Origin of the sequence: Pseudomonas sp. Leaf59, from assembly GCF_920984685.1 — a bacterium.
Taxonomy (GTDB): domain Bacteria; phylum Pseudomonadota; class Gammaproteobacteria; order Pseudomonadales; family Pseudomonadaceae; genus Aquipseudomonas.
In genome coordinates this window covers 20,744-40,326 of record NZ_CAKLBR010000026.1, presented here as the reverse complement: position 1 = coordinate 40,326, position 19,583 = coordinate 20,744, and the positions used below count along the sequence as shown (strand labels likewise).

General features: G+C 62.7%; 13 protein-coding genes. 8 read left to right on the top strand and 5 right to left on the bottom strand.

Annotated features, from left to right (window positions below; translation table 11 throughout):
- Positions 1-19: 19 nt before the first annotated feature.
- Positions 20-5,620: a dermonecrotic toxin domain-containing protein gene (locus LUB09_RS21745; RefSeq protein ID WP_231423658.1), complete on the bottom strand. Its 5,601-nt coding sequence runs from the start codon at positions 5,618-5,620 to the stop codon at positions 20-22.
- A 215-nt stretch (positions 5,621-5,835) separates the two neighbouring features.
- On the opposite strand from LUB09_RS21745, the gene LUB09_RS21740 reads away from it, so the two are divergent.
- Complete coding sequence (locus tag LUB09_RS21740; RefSeq protein WP_209989207.1) at positions 5,836-6,855, top strand: alpha/beta fold hydrolase; 1,020 nt, start codon at positions 5,836-5,838, stop codon at positions 6,853-6,855.
- Positions 6,856-6,909: 54 nt separating this feature from the next.
- Entirely contained in the window at positions 6,910-7,563 is a 654-nt protein-coding gene (locus tag LUB09_RS21735) for a DsbA family oxidoreductase (RefSeq protein WP_231423657.1), read from the top strand.
- A 15-nt stretch (positions 7,564-7,578) separates the two neighbouring features.
- On the opposite strand, the gene LUB09_RS21730 is transcribed toward LUB09_RS21735, so the two are convergent.
- Positions 7,579-8,340: a MipA/OmpV family protein gene (locus tag LUB09_RS21730; RefSeq protein ID WP_231423656.1), complete on the bottom strand. Its 762-nt coding sequence runs from the start codon at positions 8,338-8,340 to the stop codon at positions 7,579-7,581.
- Positions 8,341-8,570: 230 nt separating this feature from the next.
- Between LUB09_RS21730 and LUB09_RS21725 the strand changes: the two genes are divergently transcribed.
- The 6 genes from LUB09_RS21725 (at position 8,571) to LUB09_RS21700 (ending at position 15,907) form a co-directional block, all read left to right on the top strand.
- Positions 8,571-9,272 carry an MtnX-like HAD-IB family phosphatase gene (locus LUB09_RS21725; RefSeq protein ID WP_209989216.1) on the top strand — a complete coding sequence of 234 codons (702 nt, stop codon included), beginning with the start codon at positions 8,571-8,573 and terminating at the stop codon, positions 9,270-9,272.
- Positions 9,265-10,659: an aspartate aminotransferase family protein gene (locus LUB09_RS21720; RefSeq protein WP_209989219.1), complete on the top strand. Its 1,395-nt coding sequence runs from the start codon at positions 9,265-9,267 to the stop codon at positions 10,657-10,659. The genes LUB09_RS21725 and LUB09_RS21720 overlap by 8 nt, the downstream gene beginning before the upstream one ends.
- The gene (locus LUB09_RS21715; protein WP_209989222.1) at positions 10,656-11,549 is read left to right on the top strand and encodes an alpha/beta hydrolase; all 894 of its coding nucleotides are present in this window, start codon (positions 10,656-10,658) and stop codon (positions 11,547-11,549) included. Before LUB09_RS21720 ends, LUB09_RS21715 begins: the two co-directional genes overlap by 4 nt.
- Positions 11,550-11,626: 77 nt before the next feature.
- The gene (locus LUB09_RS21710; RefSeq protein WP_231423655.1) at positions 11,627-12,751 is read left to right on the top strand and encodes a GNAT family N-acetyltransferase; all 1,125 of its coding nucleotides are present in this window, start codon (positions 11,627-11,629) and stop codon (positions 12,749-12,751) included.
- The gene (locus LUB09_RS21705; protein WP_209989229.1) at positions 12,751-14,529 is read left to right on the top strand and encodes a sensor histidine kinase; all 1,779 of its coding nucleotides are present in this window, start codon (positions 12,751-12,753) and stop codon (positions 14,527-14,529) included. Before LUB09_RS21710 ends, LUB09_RS21705 begins: the two co-directional genes overlap by 1 nt.
- Positions 14,519-15,907: a sigma-54-dependent transcriptional regulator gene (locus LUB09_RS21700; RefSeq protein WP_209989236.1), complete on the top strand. Its 1,389-nt coding sequence runs from the start codon at positions 14,519-14,521 to the stop codon at positions 15,905-15,907. The genes LUB09_RS21705 and LUB09_RS21700 overlap by 11 nt, the downstream gene beginning before the upstream one ends.
- A gap of 29 nt (positions 15,908-15,936) precedes the next feature.
- Here LUB09_RS21700 and LUB09_RS21695 read toward each other — a convergent pair whose 3' ends face one another.
- From LUB09_RS21695 to LUB09_RS21685, 3 genes are read right to left on the bottom strand one after another with little or no spacing between them, the layout of a single operon-like run.
- Entirely contained in the window at positions 15,937-16,266 is a 330-nt protein-coding gene (locus LUB09_RS21695; RefSeq protein ID WP_231423674.1) for a GlpM family protein, read from the bottom strand.
- An 8-nt stretch (positions 16,267-16,274) separates the two neighbouring features.
- A complete protein-coding gene (locus tag LUB09_RS21690; RefSeq protein ID WP_269325508.1) occupies positions 16,275-17,612 on the bottom strand; it encodes a sigma-54-dependent transcriptional regulator in 1,338 nt (445 codons plus the stop codon).
- Positions 17,609-19,510, bottom strand: coding sequence for a sensor histidine kinase (locus LUB09_RS21685; RefSeq protein ID WP_231423654.1), 1,902 nt, complete (start codon positions 19,508-19,510; stop codon positions 17,609-17,611). The genes LUB09_RS21690 and LUB09_RS21685 overlap by 4 nt, the downstream gene beginning before the upstream one ends.
- Positions 19,511-19,583: the final 73 nt, after the last annotated feature.

Sequence of the window (19,583 nt, the reverse complement as noted above, 5' to 3'; positions counted from 1 at the left end):
GTGTCGACCGTGCCGTGGCTCACAGATCTTTGAATTGTTCGATAAATACTGCACGGCTGACGTCGCCGCGCCAGATCGGCGTATGGCCGGGCTGCTGTTTTTGCCATTCCAGGCCCAGTCGCCGTTGCTCCGGCAGTTTCACGTGCGCTTTGACGACGCTATCGAAGGGTGTTGTGGCCGAGTCGTAATGCGCATGGACGTACCACAGCACCGGCTCACCGGGCCGGGTTAGGTCATGCACGGCGTACTCCTGGAGAAAATCGCTGCGATTGTCCTGGCGTTTTCCGTTGGCGATACGCGCTCCCAGTTTGCTCAGGCGGATCGTTTGCCGATCACCCTGTTGGGGCGAAAGCAGGTAATCGAGGAAGCCGCCGGTAGGCTGTTTACTGCTCATCGATTGCTGGACGCGCAGGTGTCGCCCGGCCACGGTCAACTCAGCAGCCTTGCTGCGCAATTGGCCGATGATGGGTTCGTCTGGGGATACACGTCCGATCCGATTGGCGCGCACGGTCAACTCTGCTGCTTCGCTGACAAGCATGTGCTCCAGGTTAAGCGGGCTCATGTTCTGTTGCGCATAGCTCTGGACCTTGCTTTGGTAGTGGTCCACGGCGCTGAGCCGGGACTGCGCGTCATTCACCAGGGTGGAGCGCGCAGGATTGAGTTCGGGAACCGGCGCCGATTGCTCAGTCACGGCTAGGCGGGCGCGATTGGAGTGCGGGTCCACGTGCCAGGTTTCGACGTGGCCGGTAGGTGCTTCGACGATATATTGGCGGGCGCTGGTCTGTGGGTTGATTGTTTCGGTACCCACCTGCAATCGGTTTTCGTCGGTGGTAAAGACCTTGAGTCCTGGGTCTCGGGCACGGCTGGGCGTGATGCCGATGTCGTTGCGAGCAAGCTCGATCATTTTTTCCACGTCATCGAGAAGTGTACTCAGGCGAGGCTGATCGAAGTGCTGTGGGTAGCCCAGGTTCCAGGTTTTCAGATCGCGGCTGAAGTTCTGGTAGTCCTGGATACAGGCCTTAAGTATGGCCAGGCGTTCACTGCGAGTGGCGGGCGAACGGTCCAGGAGGAAGTGAAGGTTGAGCGCACGCGAGACACCGGCATGGCTCTTGAGGGACCGTTGGAATAGATAGAACCAGGACAACTCGCTGATGCCGTCATAACGATTGAAGCATTCCAGACTGAAACTGATTTTGGCGTAACGTCGATAGTCCGCGCCGAAATTGTGATTAAGCTCTGTGAGGTCTGTGTCCAACGCCTTGTAAGCACTCAGAATGCGGGGGTCAGTCTCGGTGAACTTGAAGTTACGGTCGTGCATGATTTTCTGATGCCAGGTGTTGGCCATGTGTGCGCAACGCTCCACATCATCGAGCGCATCGCGAATCTCGAGGCTGATGGCTTTACGTCGCCTGGCGTGATCGATCAGGTAGCCAATCTCGATTCGTTCGATGGTCAGCGCGGAGAACTGCTCGATCCGGGTCAGCATTTCCCTTCTCGCATAATTGGCAAGCTGGATGTTATTTCTGACGATGCTTGCAGCATTCGCGCGGCGCACCGCCTGATGAAAGGTAATGGCCACACGACTGGCGGGCCGAGGCAGTTGATCGAGGCTGCTGTCATGCCGCAGGGCAAGCTCGATTGATTCTCGCAGGGACTGGCGCAGGTCCGTCAGAGCGGCGGATTTGCCCTGGACCTCAGCGTTCAGGTACAGCAGTTCCAGGCGTTTTGTTTTGTTGATCTGGGTGCTGACGCGTTGGCCAAGGGTCATTACTTCATCTTGCAGACGCAGTTGCTGGCGCCATGCGCGATCGGTCCACCAGAGGGGCAGGCGCTCGCGAATCGCCACAGGCCAGACGGGATCGAGGCGGTCCGCCAGGTGCCCGAGCACACCACCGCCGCCGGCGAGTCCACCGTTGACCAGCGTGCCGTACACCGCGCCGTGGGTGTTCCAGTCGCCGGCCTCATCGAGCACGATGGGCTGTTTGTAGGTTTTGGTGCGCGTCCCTTTCAAGCGCAACGTGTGCAGGCTTTGATCCAGTTCGACCTCAAACACACGGCCCTGGCTGAGCATGAAATCCCCTCGTGCGTGCCGGTAGACGTTGCGGTAGATCCCTTCGCTGTGCGGTTGCAGGCCGTGCAGGGATAGTGGTTGTTCGTACTCGTAGCCGGCGAAGCGTTCGACGAGGGTTGACGACTTGCGCAATGACGGCGGCGACAGGTGGGCCCCGCTGCGGCCGATCCGAATCAACGGATGCAGGCGAACCTCGGGGCGGGTCGCACCGGGGGCGACACCCAGCCCTGTGCCCAGGTCGACGCCGGCGTCGATCAGCGCTTGCAGGCTGGATGCCAGGGCGTCGATACCCTCCTGAACATCGCCGCGCAGGAACGCCGCGACAGCCATGTTGGCTTGCACCCACGCGTCATACAGGCCTATAGCCGTGCCGACAAACGGCACGAATCCCATGGCCAGTTTTATGAAATACATCGCCTGCGCACCTTTGCCCGCCGATTCGCGCAGACGCTGTGCGCTGTTGGAGCGTGAGGTGTTGCGATGAGCTTCCAGCAGTTGCCCCATATGGATATTGAGCAGGTTTTTCGAAAGAGAGGTGGAGGCTGGCCAGGCGACGCCCACACCGATGATGGCGTCGTAGTGCTCGAGCAGCGCCTGCTTGATGCGGTGAGCGTGTTGCTCGGTTTTACCACCCAGTGCACGCCCCGCCACGTACTGGTGCATTTCTTCGCGAAAGCACCCGTTGAACAGCGCTTTGCGAGCCGCTTCCAGGGTGTCGAAACGGTAGAAAAACTGACCATCGACGCGGTCGGGCAAGTACAACAGGGTAACGCCGCTGATCAATTCCTCGATAAAGGTCACGCCCAAGAGCGTTGAACTGAGACCCTCTGTGTCGCTGCCTCCGACTGTAAGGAGTGCCGGTTTGATGACGATCCGGCGATTGCCCTGGCGCCAGGCCTGGTCGGTGCTGGCGTCGATGGCGATGTCGAGGATCTGCAGCGCGTCGTCCTTGAGATGCCCGCGGACCTTGGCAATGCTGCGTTGCAGTTTGAGCAGCAACCGCCAGTTTTCCAGCAGGGTTTCCTGCTGGTAGGCGTCACTGAAGCTGGGGGCGGCAGGCGTGCCCAGGAAAGTGCGGGTGATCAGGTCTTCATATTTTTGCGCGACGTCCAGTTCCGCGATGATCCGTTTGACGTAGGGGGCGGTGATGCCCATCAGCAGTCGCTGGCGCTCGGCCTCATCGTCGTTGAGCACCTCGACCTTCATGAACTCCAGGCGGTCCTTGAGTGTGTCGTCAACGGTGAACAGGGCGAGTTCGTGCAACGTCAGCGTGCTGCGTGCGGTACTGGCCTTGTTCACGGTGCGCGGTGAAAACGAGCCGGGAGCGCCTGAACCCAGCAGCGGTTGCTTTTCAACCGTCACCGGAAGGTCAAGGGTGAGTGTGAAGGGCTTGAGCAGCGAGAAATCCTCGCGCAGACGCTGGTCGACCTGGCCCTGGCTGAAGCGGCTGGCGGACGGCAGGTCGCGTTGCACCAGCACTTGCGATCGGCGCAACGCGTCCACACTGGCGTTGATCATTGGCTTGACCTCGGCTGCCTGGGCGTCGGACAGTTCACTGACCCATTGCGGCCGCTGTTCGGCCAGCGTGACGCTGCGCTGTTGTTCGACCAGTTGCGCATAGGCAAGGTCGCGCGCGTCATGGCGGTGCACCTGCCATTCGAGCCTGCATTTTTCCGGCAGTGCCTGCAGCTCGGCCGCGCGTGCGTGCAGCACGGTCGGGTCGGCGTCGGTTTCCATCAACAACGCGGCCTTTTGTGAGCATTGATGTGTCTGCGACTGCAGACCGTAGTCGAGCGCCTCGCGCAGCACCTCGGTCAGTTGCAGGCTCAGCTCGGCATCATCCGTTTGTATGTTGAACAGCGCGGTGTGCAGCGCCTCTCGCGAAGCGAAGCGTTGCAGCCCGCCTGACCGGCCCGGCCACCAGAGCAGCACGCCGTGGTCGCTTGACGGATCTTGCAGGTCAGCCGCATTGATGATCGCCAGCGGGCCTTGCAGCTCCTGGCTTTGCACCACGGTCTCGCCATATTCACCGTTGCTGCTGCGCTTGCTCACGAGCAGGCGGCAAGCCGCAACCGGCAGGGTGCGATCCTGGCGGTCGGGTTGGTTCAGGACCGCCTGCAGCCTCAGGTATTCGTCCTGGCTGATCTGCTTGAGCAAACGTTGTATCTCGGCTTCAGCGCGCAGGCCTTTGACGCGCGCGGCGTAGAGTTCGCTTTTGGCGCGTGAGGCGGTTTTGTGCAGGGTCTGCAACTGCAGGCCGGTCTTGTTTTCCAGCAGTGTGGCCAGTGCGCTGTCGGCCGAATTTTGTGCCGCGCTCAGGTCATCAATGTGGGGCTTGAGCCTGTGCAGGGGGTCGGCCTGCCCTGGGTCAAGTACGGTTTCCAGGGCCAGGCGCTGCTGCTTGAGCGTGGCCAGGCGTGTCGCCAGCGGCAGGTCGGCGCTGAGTAAACCGAAGGGTGTGGGTTCGCTGCCGCGCTCTTCGTCGGCCTCTGCCGTGACCGGTGAATCAGGCGGCGCCGGGAAGAGCCCGTCGTCGCGCAGCTGTCGGTAAGTCAAATCAATGGCGTGCAACGCGTTCGCACCTTGTGTGGCGAAGTCCGTGCCGCTGTTTTGGGTCAGCGCTGCCAGCAGGCGCGCCTCGGCGTCGGCGAGCCAGGCATCCATCGCGTCGGTAAAGGGGTTGTCGATCAGCGCATAGTCGATCTCCGACGCTGGTGTCGGGCGGTCCGATGCAATCAGTTGGCCTTGTTCGGCCAGCATCCAGCTTTCCAGCGCGTTGCGTTCCTTGAAAATCTGCAACACCGGTTGCCTGAAGGGCGTGTACAGCAACTGTGCGGTGAGGGGGACGGTGTCGATGGTCAGCACCAGTGCCGCGTGCAGAGGGACGCAATGGCCGTCGGCCCACTTGAAGCGCAATCGCTCGGCGTAGACGGCCCTGTCGGAGTCCTCGGGCAAGGCCAGTTTGGCCAGAGCCGGTTTGAGTTGCTCGGTATTCAGTTGTCCGAGGGCGAATGCCACTTGGGCAGCGGCTTCGAAGTGGCCTTTATACAGCTGGTTGGCGCGTGTGCGTCGCGACACCGGCGTGTGTGGCGCACGGTCATCCCAGTAGCGTTTCCAGCCATGGGTGATGAAACCCCGCAGGTCCAGCGAGTCCAGGCGCTCAAGCATTTCGCTCGCCGTCAACGCAAACAAGGGATGCGTGCTGCGCAGGCCCACCACAATGAAGTCCTGGTTAATGGAGGCCGGCACCTCAGGGCGCTGTTGCAGCAAGGCAAGCGCGTTGTTCACGTTGATGAAGGGTTTATCCGTGCTGCGCAGGCCAACGGTGTCGCCGTCCAGGTCCAGTTTTTCCAGGATCAGTTGCGCCACCAGACGTTGCGGGGACGGAATGGCGCGCATGAGATCGAGCATTGCCTGACGGCAGTCTGCCCAGTGTTGGAGGGCTGAGAGCAACAGGCTTTCGTCAACCCACAGACGTCCCAGGTGGGAGGTGTAGTTGAAGTCATCCAGGTCCGTTGCCGGGGTAATTGGGGGATGTTCGTGGGGCATGATCAGCGGGCCTCGTCGTGAGGAGCGGGCTGCTCCTCTTGCAAAGTCGCCATTGCACGGGAATTTGCGATGCGTCATGCGGTATTTCTGTCTGGCATCCGGCGTAAATGACCGCTGGGCACTCTTCATCAAACTGTCATGCAACTGTGGCAGCGCGCTTGAACAAACTTCATCAGACTCGCGCTCTACTGGGGTTCTGCGTTTCGGTGTTTTCCATGCGTGTGTTGCTTTTACTGGCCGCTCTTTTATTCGGCCTGCCGTCTTTTGCGGCGTCTCGATGCGATGTCAATGTCCCGACCCAAACTGTCGACCTGGCGCAGGTGAGCATTGCCTACCAGAGCATCGGCCGTGCGTCCGACCCTGCCTTGCTGCTGGTGATGGGCCTGGGCGGGCAGTTGATCCACTGGCCTGACGAAGTGGTGGTCGCCTTGTGCGAGCAAGGCTTTCGGGTGATCCGTTATGACAACCGTGACGTCGGCCTGTCCACCTGGCGCCAGGCGCCGGCCAACGCCAACCTGACCTTCGAGGTGCTGCGCTACAAGCTCGGCCTGCCGGTGTCGGCGCCTTATACGCTGACCGACATGGCCGATGACGCCCTGGGCCTGATGGACGCCTTGCAGGTCCAGCAATTTCACGTACTCGGCGCGAGCATGGGCGGCATGATCGCCCAGCACCTGGCGGCCATGGCGCCGCAACGGGTGGAAAGCCTCACGCTGATCATGACCAGCTCCGGCGCCGAAGGCCTGCCGGCGCCGAACGCGGCCCTGGTGCAATTGCTGGCGCGGCGCAGCGCGCCCAACCGCGAAGTGGCGCTGGAGCAGCAGGCGGACCTGCTCGCAGCCCTGGGCAGCCCGAACGTGAAGGACGATCGCCAGGTGTTGCTGCATCAGGCGGCGCTGTCCTACGACCGTGCCTTCAACCCGGACGGCGTGAAGCGCCAGATCATGGCGATCCTCGCCGAACCGAGCCGCGTGCCGTTGCTCAACCAACTGCGCGTGCCAACGCTGGTGGTGCACGGCACCGCCGACCCGCTGTTGCCGGTGATGCACGGCATCCACCTGGCCGCGCATATCCAGGGCAGCCAGTTGAAGCTGATTCCAGGCCTGGCCCATCGTTTCCAGGAAGCGTTCAAGGCGCCGTTGCTGGCGGCGGTGCTGCCGTACCTGCAAGCCCACCGCGAGGATGCGGCGCACTGGGCGCAGATCGATGCGGTGGCGCCTTCGAAGGTGTTGTGACATTGGTGTATCGTGCAGCCTTTCCGGCACATTTTGCCAGCGAGGTTGCCTGCCATGAGTACTCCCCTGAAAATCGATTTCGTCAGTGACGTGTCCTGCCCCTGGTGCATCATCGGCCTGCGCGGCCTGACCGAAGCATTGGACCAGCTCGGCACCGAGGTGCAGGCCGAGATCCATTTCCAGCCGTTCGAACTCAATCCGAACATGCCTGCCATCGGGCAGAACATCGTCGAACACATCACTGAAAAATACGGCTCCAGTGCCGAAGAGTCCCAGGCCAATCGCGCGCGTATCCGCGACATGGGCGCCGCGTTGGGTTTTGCCTTTCGCACCGATGGCCAGAGCCGTATCTACAACACCTTCGACGCCCACCGCCTGCTGCATTGGGCCGGCCTTGAAGGCTTGCAGTACAACCTCAAGGAGGCGCTGTTCAAGGCTTACTTCAGCGATGGCCAGGACCCGTCCGACCACGCCACCCTGGCGATCATCGCCGAGAGCGTCGGCCTGGACGTGCAGCGCGCCGCCGAGATTCTCGCCAGCGACGAATACGCCGCCGAGGTGCGCGAGCAGGAGCAGCTGTGGATCTCCCGTGGCGTGACCTCGGTGCCGACCATCGTGTTCAACGACCAGTACGCCGTCAGCGGCGGCCAGCCGGCCGAAGCCTTCGTCGGGGCGATTCGCCAGATCATCCAGGAAGCCAAGGGCTGAGCCTTTGGGCGGCGGTCAGTCGAATTTATAGCTGATCGCCGTCTGCAACTGGCCCTGGTCGACATGACCGGCTTGCTTGACGAGGCTGCTGTTGGCCGCCGAGCCGACCAGGTGCACCCAACTGGCGCTGGTCAGCAGCGACCAGTGTGCGGCCAGAGGGAATTCGAAGCTCTGGGTCAGCGTGAGGTTCTGGAACCCCGCGCTGGCGTTATAGGCGCGGATCCCGGAAGCGGCCGACTCCCTGGCATCCACGCCGAAAAAGGTCTGGGTCTGACGCGCGTCGGCAAAGTGCGCCATCAGGCCGGTGCTGCCGATGACGCCGCCCAGCGGGTAGCCCAGCTCGCCGCCGAGCTTGCCGAGCACGCCACCCTGTTCGTGACCGCCGCCGACGGCCTGGCCCACTTGCGCATACACGCGCCAGAAATCGGCCGGGGCGTACTGGACGAAGCCGCCGATTTCGGCCATGTCCGGCACATCGTGCAGGCCGCGCAACGGTCCATTGCTTTCCCGGCCCTGCAGGTAATTGATATAGGGGCCGGCGCTGATGCCCTGGCTGTTGAGTGCGCGCCAGGTCAGGCCGTCATCGGTGTCCAGGCTGAGTGTGCCCCAGTCCAGGTCGAAGTAGGGGATGGGGCGCGCTTCGTAGTGGTTGCCGCTCGGGTCGTGGGGCTGATAGGCGAGGCCCGCGCCGACTTCTCCGCTGATGCCGGCGGCCAGCACCGCGCTGGAAAACACCCACGATAAACCGGCCAGTACAGCCGTCGTAACCTGGCGCATGGTGCGCACTCCTTGATCGGAACATGCGCGCATTCACGCGCGAAGGGCTGCTCCGGCGCAAGCACTCATCTTGTTTGTAGCAAGCTACAAAAATTGTAGCTTGCCGGGTACAAAACCCTCGCCAGAATCCGCCGAAAGCCCGGTTCCGTTGGGTTTTATCCACTTGGCACACTCCCTGCTCTATCCCTGGTGCAAGCGCACAGAGCGCGCTCTCACAAGGTACGACGCAGATGATTCACTGGCATATCGTGTGTGACTTCGACGGGACCATCACCCCCACCGACGTCATCGACAACGTCCTCCAACGCTTCGCCGGGCCCGAGTGGGAAACCATCGAACAGGAATGGCTGGACGGACACATCGGTTCACGCGAATGCCTGAGCCGCCAACTGGCGCTGATCAAGGCCACGCCCGCCGAGCTGCTGGCGTACTTCGACAGTGTCGAGATCGACCCGGACTTCCCGGATTTCGTCGATCACGTCATGGGCCTGGGCGCGACCCTCGAAGTGGTCAGCGACGGCATCGAGCAGGGCATCGCCCGCATCCTGTCGCGCAACTACGTGACCTTGCTGCCGATCCTCGCCAACCGCCTGCGCCAGGTCGACCAGAACAGCTGGCGCATCGACTTTCCTTATGCAAGCGACGCCTGCCGTGCCGCCTCCGGCAACTGCAAGTGCAAGTCCACGCCGGGCAACAAGCGCGTGCTGGTGATCGGCGACGGCAAGTCGGACATGTGCGTGGCCGCCACCGCCGACTTCGTGTTTGCCAAAGGCAGCCTCGCCGACTACTGCGTCGCCCACCACATTCCCCATGCGCGTTTCGACACTTTTGCCGAAATGCCCGCCTTGCTCGCGCAATTGCCCCAGGGCATCGCGGCCAACGCCACCTCCTTTACTGCTGCCGACAACCAGGAACTCTTCCACCATGTCTGATATCCGTATCGCCACCGCCGAAGACCAGATTCTTCTGGATAAAGAAGCCAAGTACTGCTCCTACGGCGACACCGTTCACTACATCGAGCCGCCGCGCATCTTCAGCCGTTGCGAAGGCTCCTACGTGTGGGACACCGAAGACCAGGCCTACCTCGACCTGCAGATGTGGTACTCGGCAGTGAACTTCGGCTACGCCAACCCACGCTTGAACAATGCGTTGAAGCAACAGATCGACACCCTGCCGCAAATCGCCAGCCAGTACCTGCACAAGGGCAAGATCGAGCTGTCGGAAATGATCGCGGTCGACGCCAAGAAGAAGTTCGGCCTCGACGGTCGCGTGCACTTCAATGTCGGTGGCTCGCAGTCCATCGAAGACTCGTTGAAAGTGGTGCGTAACGCCTCCAACGGCAAAAGCCTGATGTTCGCCTTCGAAGGCGGCTACCACGGGCGCACCCTCGGCGCCTCGTCGATCACCTCCAGCTTCCGCTACCGTCGACGCTACGGTCATTTTGGCGAACGCGCCAACTTCATCCCGTTCCCTTACCACTTCCGTGGCCCCAAGGGCATGACCAAGGAAGAGTACGGCAGCCACTGCGTGCAGCAATTCGCGCGTTTGTTCGAGACCGAATACAACGGCGTCTGGGACCCGAAAACCAACCAGTGCGAATACGCGGCGTTCTACGTCGAGCCGATCCAGGGCACCGGCGGCTACGTAATCCCGCCGATGAACTTCTACCGCGAGCTCAAGCATGTGCTGGATCAGCACGGCATCCTCATGGTGTCCGACGAAATCCAGATGGGCTTCTACCGCACCGGCAAACTGTGGTCCATCGAGCACTTCGACGTGCAGCCGGACGTGATCGTGTTCGGCAAGGCGCTGACCAACGGCCTCAACCCGCTGGGCGGCATCTGGGCCCGTGAAGAGTTGATCAACCCGAAGATCTTCCCGCCGGGCTCCACGCACTCCACCTTCGCCTCCAACCCGCTGGGCACGGCGGTGGGTCTGGAAATGTTCAAGATGACCAATGAAGTCGACTACGGCGCCATGGTCATGAACAAGGGCAAATACTTCCTCGAAGGCTTGCAGGACTTGCAGAAACGTTTCCCTATCATCGGCGACGTCGATGGCCTGGGCCTGGCGCTGCGCTGCGAAATCTGCGGCCCGGATGGCTTCACCCCGGACAAGGCGACCCTGGACTACATGGTCGAGGAAGGCATGAAGGGCGACATGGTGGTGGACGGCCGCAAACTCGGTTTGATTCTCGACGTGGGCGGCTACTACAAGAACGTGATCACCCTGGCACCGTCGCTGGAAATCAGCTACCCGGAAATCGACCTGGGCCTCAAGCTGCTCGAGCAACTGCTGGTGCGGGCAACCCAGCGGTGAACGGCGCAGGGATCGACCTCGGCGAAGGTACTGCCGGCTTCGTTCTCGGTGAAGGTCCGGTCGGGATCCTGTTGATCCACGGCCTGACCGGCACCCCGACGGAATTGCGCCAGGTCGCAAAGGGCCTGGTCAAGGCCGGTCATTGCACGGTGTACGTGCCGACCCTGGCCGGGCACTGCGGTGACAACAGCGACCTGCAGGCCACCGGCTGGCGTGACTGGTACGAAGGTGTGCGCAAGGCTTTCGTACAGATCAGACAGCGGCATGCGCAGGTGTTTGTCGGCGGCCTGTCCATGGGCGCGGTGATGTCGATGTACGTGGCCGCCGAGCACCCAGGGCAGGTGGCCGGCCTGTTGATGTATTCCACGACCCTGAAGTACGACGGCTGGAGCATCAGCAAGCTGGCGTTTCTGTCGCCGTTGCTGATGAAGATTCCGTTCGGCGTGCATGTCTGCCGCTTCGAAGAGAAGCCGCCGTACGGCATCAAGAACGAGCGCCTGCGGGCCGTTGTTGAACGCCAGATGAAAGAAGGGGAGAGCAGTGAGGCCGGCCTGTTGACCATGGAGGGCATCACGGTGCGCGAGCTGCACCGCATGAACGCCGTGGTCAAAAAACGCATGCGCGAGGTCAAGGTGCCGGCGCTGGTGCTGCATTCCATCGAGGACGACATCACCAGCCGCTGGAACGCCGACTACGTGGAGCGTCACCTCGGCGGCCCGGTGACCAAGATCCTGCTGGACAACTGCTACCACATGATCACCGTCGACCTGCAATACCGGCGGGTGATCGAGTTGAGTGCCCGGTTCGTTGAGCAACACACGACGATAAACACCACCGTGGTCAATGGGGGAGCTGGCTTGCCTGCGATTGCATCACGGCGGTCTGCCTGATCCACCGAGGGGCCTGTATCACAGGCAAGCCAGCGCCCACATGGGTTCGGTGCTCAGTACACAAATAAGGGAAATCCGTGATCACCACGCAAGCCTTCTCGACCATCCGGGCCATCCAGCGCAGTGCCTGGAACGACTGTTTTCCGGGTGCGCTGGAGGATTGGGACTATTACGTGGTGGTGGAGAACGCCGCCATCGCCGATTTCACATGGCGCTACCTGGCGGTCTATGAGGACGGCACGCTGGTGGCGGTGGCGGCCGCATTCATCACCCGTTATCGCCTCGACACCACGGTATCGGGCGCCGGCAAGCGTTTTACCGAACGCCTGGAGCGACTGTGGCCGGGTGTTTTGCAACTGCCGCTGTACGCCATCGGTTCGCCGATGGCCGAGCACTGTGATGCAGGCATTGCCAGCCGCGTGCCGCCGGCAAGGCGCCCGCTGTTGCTCAAGCAGTTGATCAAGGCCGCGCGCCAGGATGCCAGTGAATTCGGTATCAGCCTGGTGGCAGTCAAGGACGTTGCCTCACAGGACTCGCAGTGGGCCGCGAGTTGCCGCAGCGCAGGTTTCAAAAGCATGCCGGGCCTGCCCGGCGGCGTGTTGAAGGTGCCCTACGGCTCGGTGGACGCCTACCTCGGCTCGTTGTGCAAGTCGACCCGCAAGGACCTGCGCCGCAAGCTGCGGGCGCCGGGGCCGCGCCTGGAGTGGCGGCGTAACATCGATGATGTGCTGCCCGAGGTCATGCGCCTGTACGATGCCACGCTCAGCCGCGCCGACCTGCAATTCGAGCGCCTGCCGGCCAGCTACTTCACCGGGCTGCTCGAACGGATGCAGGGGCGTGCGGTGTGTGTGCTGTATTGGGTGGGCGAACACCTGGTGGCGTTCAACCTGATCCTGGTGGACGAGCATCGGCTGATCGACAAGTTTTTCGGGCATGACAGCGCGTTCGGTCGCGAGTACAACCTGTACTTTCGCAGTTGGCTGACCAATGTCGACTATTGTATTGCGCACCGGATCCCGCTCTATGAGTGCGGTCAGGAAGGCTATGCCAGTAAACTGCGCCTGGGTTGCGAGTTCCAGGGCAGGCATTTGTTCTTTCGCCATCGCAACCGGGTGGTCAACGTGCTGCTCAACCTGGTGAAAGCGTTTCTTCGACCGGACCGTTCCGACCCTGCCATGGCTGCCGTGATAAGCGAAACCTGATGATCAACAAGACCCGCCAGAAAGCCCGTCCATTTGCCATTTCGCGCTGGAGTGTCCAGCGCAAGCTGGTGTTGGCGTTCTGGCTGGTCAGCGTTATTCCAACGATGATCGCCGCCGAACTGGCCGCGACCACGCTGTCGCAGATTTTCGACAGCAACGTGCGCATCTGGCTGCAGGAGTCGACCAAGATCGTCAAGGACGAGATTGGCGATATCCTTCATGACAACGCGCGCATGGCCAAGCTGTTCCTGCGCTACACCAGCCCGCCGTCGAGCCCGCAGGCGGCGCGGCACGACCGGCTGACCGCCGACATCGCCGATGCCACCGATATCGATGTGGTCGCGCTGATCCGCAGCAGCGACCAGAAGGTGGTGTTCAGTACCGCGTCCGAAGACGTGGTCAAGCAGATCAACCTCACCAGCAAAGCGGTCCTGCAAACCGTCAAGGTGGCCGGGGTGATGACCGGCCTGGTGGTGTCGACCTTCGAAACCAACCGCGATGGCGTGGACTATCAGCTGCTGGTGGCCACCTACCTGGACAGCAGTTTCCTCACCAGCGTGGCCGACGTGCATTCCCTCGACCTGCGCCTGTACCTGGCCAACCCCGAGGGTTTTTCGGAAATATTCTCGACCCAGCGCTTCGACGATCATCCGTTGCGCATCCCGGCAAATATCGAAACGGCCATGCGTGCCAGCCGCCAGCCGAGCGAGCAGTTCACCAGCAACTACAGCGGTTTGTACTGGCCGATCTTCAATGATGCCGGCGAACTGCAGGGCGTGATCTTCAGCGGCTTGCTGCGCCACACCAGCCTGGTGGGGCTGGTCAATCAGAGCAATTTGTTCGTGCTGATTTTCCTGCTGAGTTCGGCGCTGTCGCTGGCCGCCGGTGTGCTGGTGTCGCGGCGCCTGACCCGGCCGCTGCGCGACCTGTCCGAGGGCGTCGATGCCGTGATCGCGGGGGATTATCAGCACCGGGTGCGGGCCAGCGGCGGTGACGAACTGGCGCAATTGAGCAGCACCTTCAACCACATGACCGAGCGCCTGGGCGAGCTGCATCACCTCGAAGCCCAGTTGCGCCGGCGCGACCGGCTGCATGCCCTGGGCGAGGTTGCCATGGGCCTGGCCCACGAAATCCGCAACCCGCTGGGCATCATCAAGACCGCCACCCAACTGCTGCACCGCCGCGTCGACCTGCCGGACAGCGACAAGCGCCACCTGGAATACGTGATCAACGAAGTCAGCCGTATCAACGAGTTGATTACCGAGTTTCTCGATTTCGCCAAGCCCAACCCGCCGCTGCGGGTGCAGCAGGCGGCACGCCCGCTGGTGGAGGAAATCCTCGGTTTTTGCAGCCCGGAACTGACCACCCACAACATCGATGCGCGCATCGACGACCAGGCGCCCGGTGCGACCCTGTATGCCGATGCCAAGCAGCTCAAGCAGGCCTGCCTCAATCTGATCCTCAACGCCATCGACGCGATGCCCGACGGAGGCCGCCTGACGCTGGGCATTCGCAGCCAGGGCAGCAATACGGTGATCAGCATCGCCGACACCGGCCAGGGCATTGCGGCGGAGATGATCGAGCGCATCTTCACACCCTTTGTCACCACCAAGGCGTCGGGCACGGGCCTGGGCCTGGCCAAAGTCTATTCGATCATGGAAAGTCACGACGGCAGCATCGAGTGCACCAGCGAGAAAGATGCCGGCGCCACCTTCAGCCTGTACATTCCGGCTGACGGTGAAGACGACGGCGACGATGAGGAAGGTCATGACGCATAACGTATTGGTGGTCGACGACGAGCCCAAGCTCTGTGACCTGCTGTCATCCGCCCTCAGCCAGAGCGGCATCCAGGTGTTCACTGCGGGCAACGGCCTGCACGCGCTCAAGGTATTGGAACAGGAAGACATTGACCTGGTGATCAGTGACTGGCGCATGCCGGGCATGGACGGGCCGGCGCTGCTGGCCGAAATCCGTGTGCGCTACCCGCAGGTGCCGGTGATCGTGATGACTGCCTACAGCACCGTCAAAAATGCCGTGCAGTCGATGCGCAACGGCGCCTACGACTACATCGCCAAGCCGTTCGATATCGACGAGCTGGATATCACCGTGGCCAAGGCGCTGCAGTTTCGCGACATCACTCGCGACAACGCACGCCTGCGCGCCGAGCTGGACGAACACGCCCAGTTCGACAGCCTGGTGGGCGACAGCCCGGCGTTTCGCCAGGTGCTGCAAGCGGTGGATTCGGTGCGCGACAGCACCGCGACCATCCTGCTGACCGGCGAAAGCGGCACCGGCAAGGAAATGGTCGCCCGCGCCATCCACAAGCATGGCAGCCGTGCGGACAAGCCCTTCGTGGCAGTCAATTGCGCGGCCATTCCCGAAGGCCTGCTGGAAAGCGAGATGTTCGGCCACCGCAAGGGCGCCTTCACCGGCGCCGTGGCGGACCGGGTTGGGCGGTTCATGCAGGCCGACAAGGGCACGCTGTTTCTCGACGAAGTGGGCGACATGCCCCTGGCGTTGCAGGCCAAGATCCTGCGTGCCTTGCAGGAGCGGGTGATCGAGCCGGTGGGCGATCCGCGCGAGCGCAAGGTGGATGTGCGGGTGATTGCCGCCACCAATAAAAACCTGCTGGAGGCGGTGGCCAGGAAAGAATTTCGCGAAGACCTGTATTACCGCCTCAACGTCTTCCCGATTCCGCTGCCGGCGCTGCGCGACCGCGCAGAAGACATCGTGCCGCTGGCCCGCCACTTTGCCCACACCATCAGCGCGACGGCCGGCAAACGTATCACCGGCTTCAGCCCCGAAGCGTTGCAGGCGATGGCGGCGTATCACTGGCCGGGCAATATTCGTGAGCTGCAGAACTGCGTCGAGCGGGCGACGATCGTGGCGGCGTCGCCTGTGATCGAAGATATCGACCTGCCGGGTTACCTGTATGCCTCAAGGCCCGCCGAGACGGTGCTGCGCAGCGACGCCCCGGACGTGCCCCAGGATCTGGATGCGGCGCTGGCGGAGGTGGAGAAGGGCTACATTCTGGCGGCGCTGCAGGAGAGCAACGGCGTGCAGGCCGCAGCCGCGGCGAAGATCGGGATTTCCGAAAGGAGCTTCTGGTATCGGCTGAAGAAGCTGGGGATTCAGGTGGACAAAATAGTGCGCTGAGAGGGATTTTCTGTGGGAGCGGCAGTGTGTCAGGTGTGAACCCTGACCCATACGGTCACCAGCAGCGTTGCCGCCATCAGCCAGGCGACAGTGGCGACGGCCAGCGAGGCTTCAAGGCGCATTCGGTCGACCATCACATACAGCGTCGCCAAATACACAAAATACGGAATGATCGACCACATCCCGAACAGGATGGTGGTCTTCAAGTCGTCCACCGACCGGCCCTTGCCGACGATGTAGTGGGCGATCAGCGCAAAGGTCGGGAACAGTGGCACCAGGCCTGCGATGTAATAGTTTCGGGTCTTGGCCAGCGCGGCGAGTATCAACACCACCGCCGCGCCCAGGGCGGCCTTCAACAGTAGGTCCATCAGTGGCTCAACCCGTATTTTTTGACTTTGTCGAACAGCGTGGTCTTGGCCATCCCCAGTTCCTGGCTGGCCTGGGTCAGGTTGCCGCCGCTGCGCTGCAGGGCATCGGCGAGCAGGTTGCGCTCGAAGGCCTCCACCGCTTCGGTGAAGGCCAGCCCATGGGTGCTGCCGCCCGCGCCGGACTTTTTGAAGGCCGGAAGACCGAGGGCGAAGCGTTCGGCGACGTTGCGCAGTTCGCGCACATTGCCCGGCCAGTCGTGGCTCATCAGGCTCGACAGGGTCTGGTTGTCGAGGTCAGGCACGCTGCGGTCGAAGCGCAGGGATGACTGCTGCAAAAAGTGTTCGAACAGTTGCAGGATGTCTTCGCGACGCTCGCGCAGCGGCGGCAGTTCCAGGGTGACCACGTTGAGCCGGTAATACAGGTCGCTGCGGAACAGGCTGGCGCGGCTGAGTTCGTCGAGGTCGGACTTGGTGGCGGCGATCACCCGGCAGTCCACCGCCACGCTCTGGTTCGAGCCCAGGCGTTCGAGGGTGCGTTCCTGCAACACCCGCAGCAACTTGATCTGCAGGTTGATCGGCATGCTTTCCACTTCATCGAGGAACAGCGTGCCTTCGTGGGCGTGTTCGATCTTGCCGATGCGGCGTTTGCCCGCGCCGGTGAAGGCATTGGCTTCGTGGCCGAAGATCTCGCTTTCGAACAGGTTCTCCGGCAGGCCGCCGCAGTTGAGCGCGACGAACTGATGGGAATGGCGGCGGCTGAAGTCATGCAGGCAACGCGCGACCAGTTCCTTGCCGGTGCCGGTCTCGCCTTCGATCAGCACGTTGGCCGAGGTGTCGGCGACATTGGCAATCAGTTCGCGCAGGTTCTGCATGGCCGGCGAACGCCCGATGATGCGGCCTTCCAGCGAGTCGCGCTCGGCCAGTTGGCGACGCAGTGCCCAGACCTCCCGCGCCAGAGCGCGCTGCTCCAGGGCGCGGCGGGCGACATCGACCAGGCGTTCGGGGGAGAAGGGTTTCTCCATGAAGTCGTAGGCGCCATTGCGCATGGCGCCGACCGCCATGGCGATGTCGCCATGCCCGGTGATCAGCACCACCGGCAGGCTTTTATCCAGCGCCTTGAGGCGGGTGAGCAGTTCCAGCCCATCGATGCCCGGCAGGCGAATGTCGCTGATGACGATGCCGGCGAAGTGCTCGCCGACGTGCTTGAGCGCCTCTTCGGCGCTGCCCACGCCGACACTGGCAATGTCTTCCAGCGCCAGCGCCTGTTGGCAGCCGAGCAGCACATGGGGGTCGTCTTCGACGATCAGCACGGTGAGGTCTTGGGGCGTGATATTCATGTCGACTCAGTGGGTTGAGTGCCCGCCAGCGGCAGGCTCAGGACAAAGGCCGTGCCACCAGTGGCCGGGTGTTCCACGGCAAGGTTGCCGCCGGTAGCCGCCGCGAGGCTGGCCGACAGGGTCAGGCCAAGGCCAAGGCCCTGCTCGCCGGGTTTGGTGGTGAAGAACGGTTCGAACAAATGCTTGCGCGCCTCGGCGTCGACGCCGTGGCCGTTGTCGCGCACCCGCAGGCGGTATTTGCCGTCGCTGCTGCTGCCTTCGAGCCACAGTTCGGGCATCGGCTGGGCTTGCATGGCATCCAGCGCGTTGCCGATCAGGTTGACCAGGATCTGCTCCAGGCGCGTCTGGTCGATCTGCAACTGCACAGCGGCGAAGTCACGGTGCACGCTCAGCGGCAGGCTGTCCAGGCGCGCGCCGAGCACTTGGAATGCAGCGTCCACCGCCTTGCTGAGGCTGGCCTGGCTCTGGTCATCGCCACGCCGGGCAAACGAGCGCAGGCTGGCGGTGATGCGGCCCATGCGGTCGATCAGCTCGTTGATGGTCTTGAGGTTGGCGCTGGCGGTGTCCAGCGCGCCTCGCTCAAGGAAGCGCACGGTGTTGCCGGACAAGGTGCGCAGCGCGGCCAGGGGCTGGTTCAGTTCGTGGGCGATGCTGGTGGACATCTGGCCGATGGCCGCCAGCTTGCCGGCCTGTACCAGTTCATCCTGGGCGCGGCGCAGGGTTTCTTCGGCCTGGCGGCGCTCGCGAATCTGGCCCTTGAGCCGTTCGTTGCTGGCGCGCAGGTCGGTGGTGCGCTCGGCGATCCGCCGTTCCAGCTGGCTGTTGGCTTCCTGCAAGGCTTCGCGCGCGGCGAGGCGGGTGGCGATCACCTTGCGCCGCTCGTTCCAGGCGATCAGCAGGAATGCCACCAGCCCGAACGCAACCGCCACCAGAATGCCCTGGTTGATTGCGGCGCGGCGCAGGTCGTTGAGCGGGGTGAGCAGGGTGAAGTTCCACGGCGTATCGAGGAGCGGGCGGGTTTGCGCCAGGTAGCTCACCTCGTGGGCGTCGTTGACCACTTCGCTGTTGGCCGGGAAGGTCAGTTTTTCGCTGACCTCGTTGAGGCGTTCGCGGGCCAGGGGTTCGAGTTCGTTCAGCGTCGCCCAGTAATATTGCAGGCTGTGGGCCAGGCGGTCGCGGGTGTCATCGCTCAGCGGGCGCACGGCCTTGAGGCGCCGGGCCGGGTCGCTGGAGAGGATGATGATGCCGTTCTCGTCGCTGACGAACGCTTCGAGGCGCGCGCGCTGCCAGCGTTCTTCCAGGGCTTCGAGACGTACCTTGACCACGGCCACGCCAATGATCTTGCCGTGCTCTTCCAGGCCGTGGGCCAGGTAGTAGCCGGGTTCGCCATTGGTGCTGCCGATGCCGTAGAAGCGCCCGGGCTGGCCGCGCACGGCATTCTGGAAGTAGGCGCGAAAGGACAGGTCTTCACCCTGATAACTGTCGGCATCGCGCCAGTTACTGGTGGCCAGCACACGGCCGGTGGTGTCCATCACGTAGATGGCCCGACTGTGACTGCGTCGGTTCAGGCCTTCGAGGTAATCGTTGACGGTCTTGCGGGTTTCCTGATTGGGCTCGGCCAGCAGTTTGGACACGCTGGATTCCAGCTCCAGCAGGCTGGGCAGGTAGGTGTATTTGCCCAATTCGCTCTCGACCGTGCGTGCGTGCAGCTCAAGCTGGCGCTCGCCGGTGTCGCTGAGGGTGCGGATGCCATAGTACTCACTGATCCAGAAGCCGATGAAACCCAGGCCAGTCATCAGGGCGACGACCAGTGGCGGCAGGAACAGTTGGCGTATCAGACGAGGTTTCACGGCAAGTGATGGCGGTGCGGCGCGAAATTGGTTGGGGTCGCATTTCATCACAGATGCCTTGGGTCAACCAGCGCTTGCCAGCCTGTGAGGTTCGGTGTGGGAGGGGGCTTGCTCCCGATAG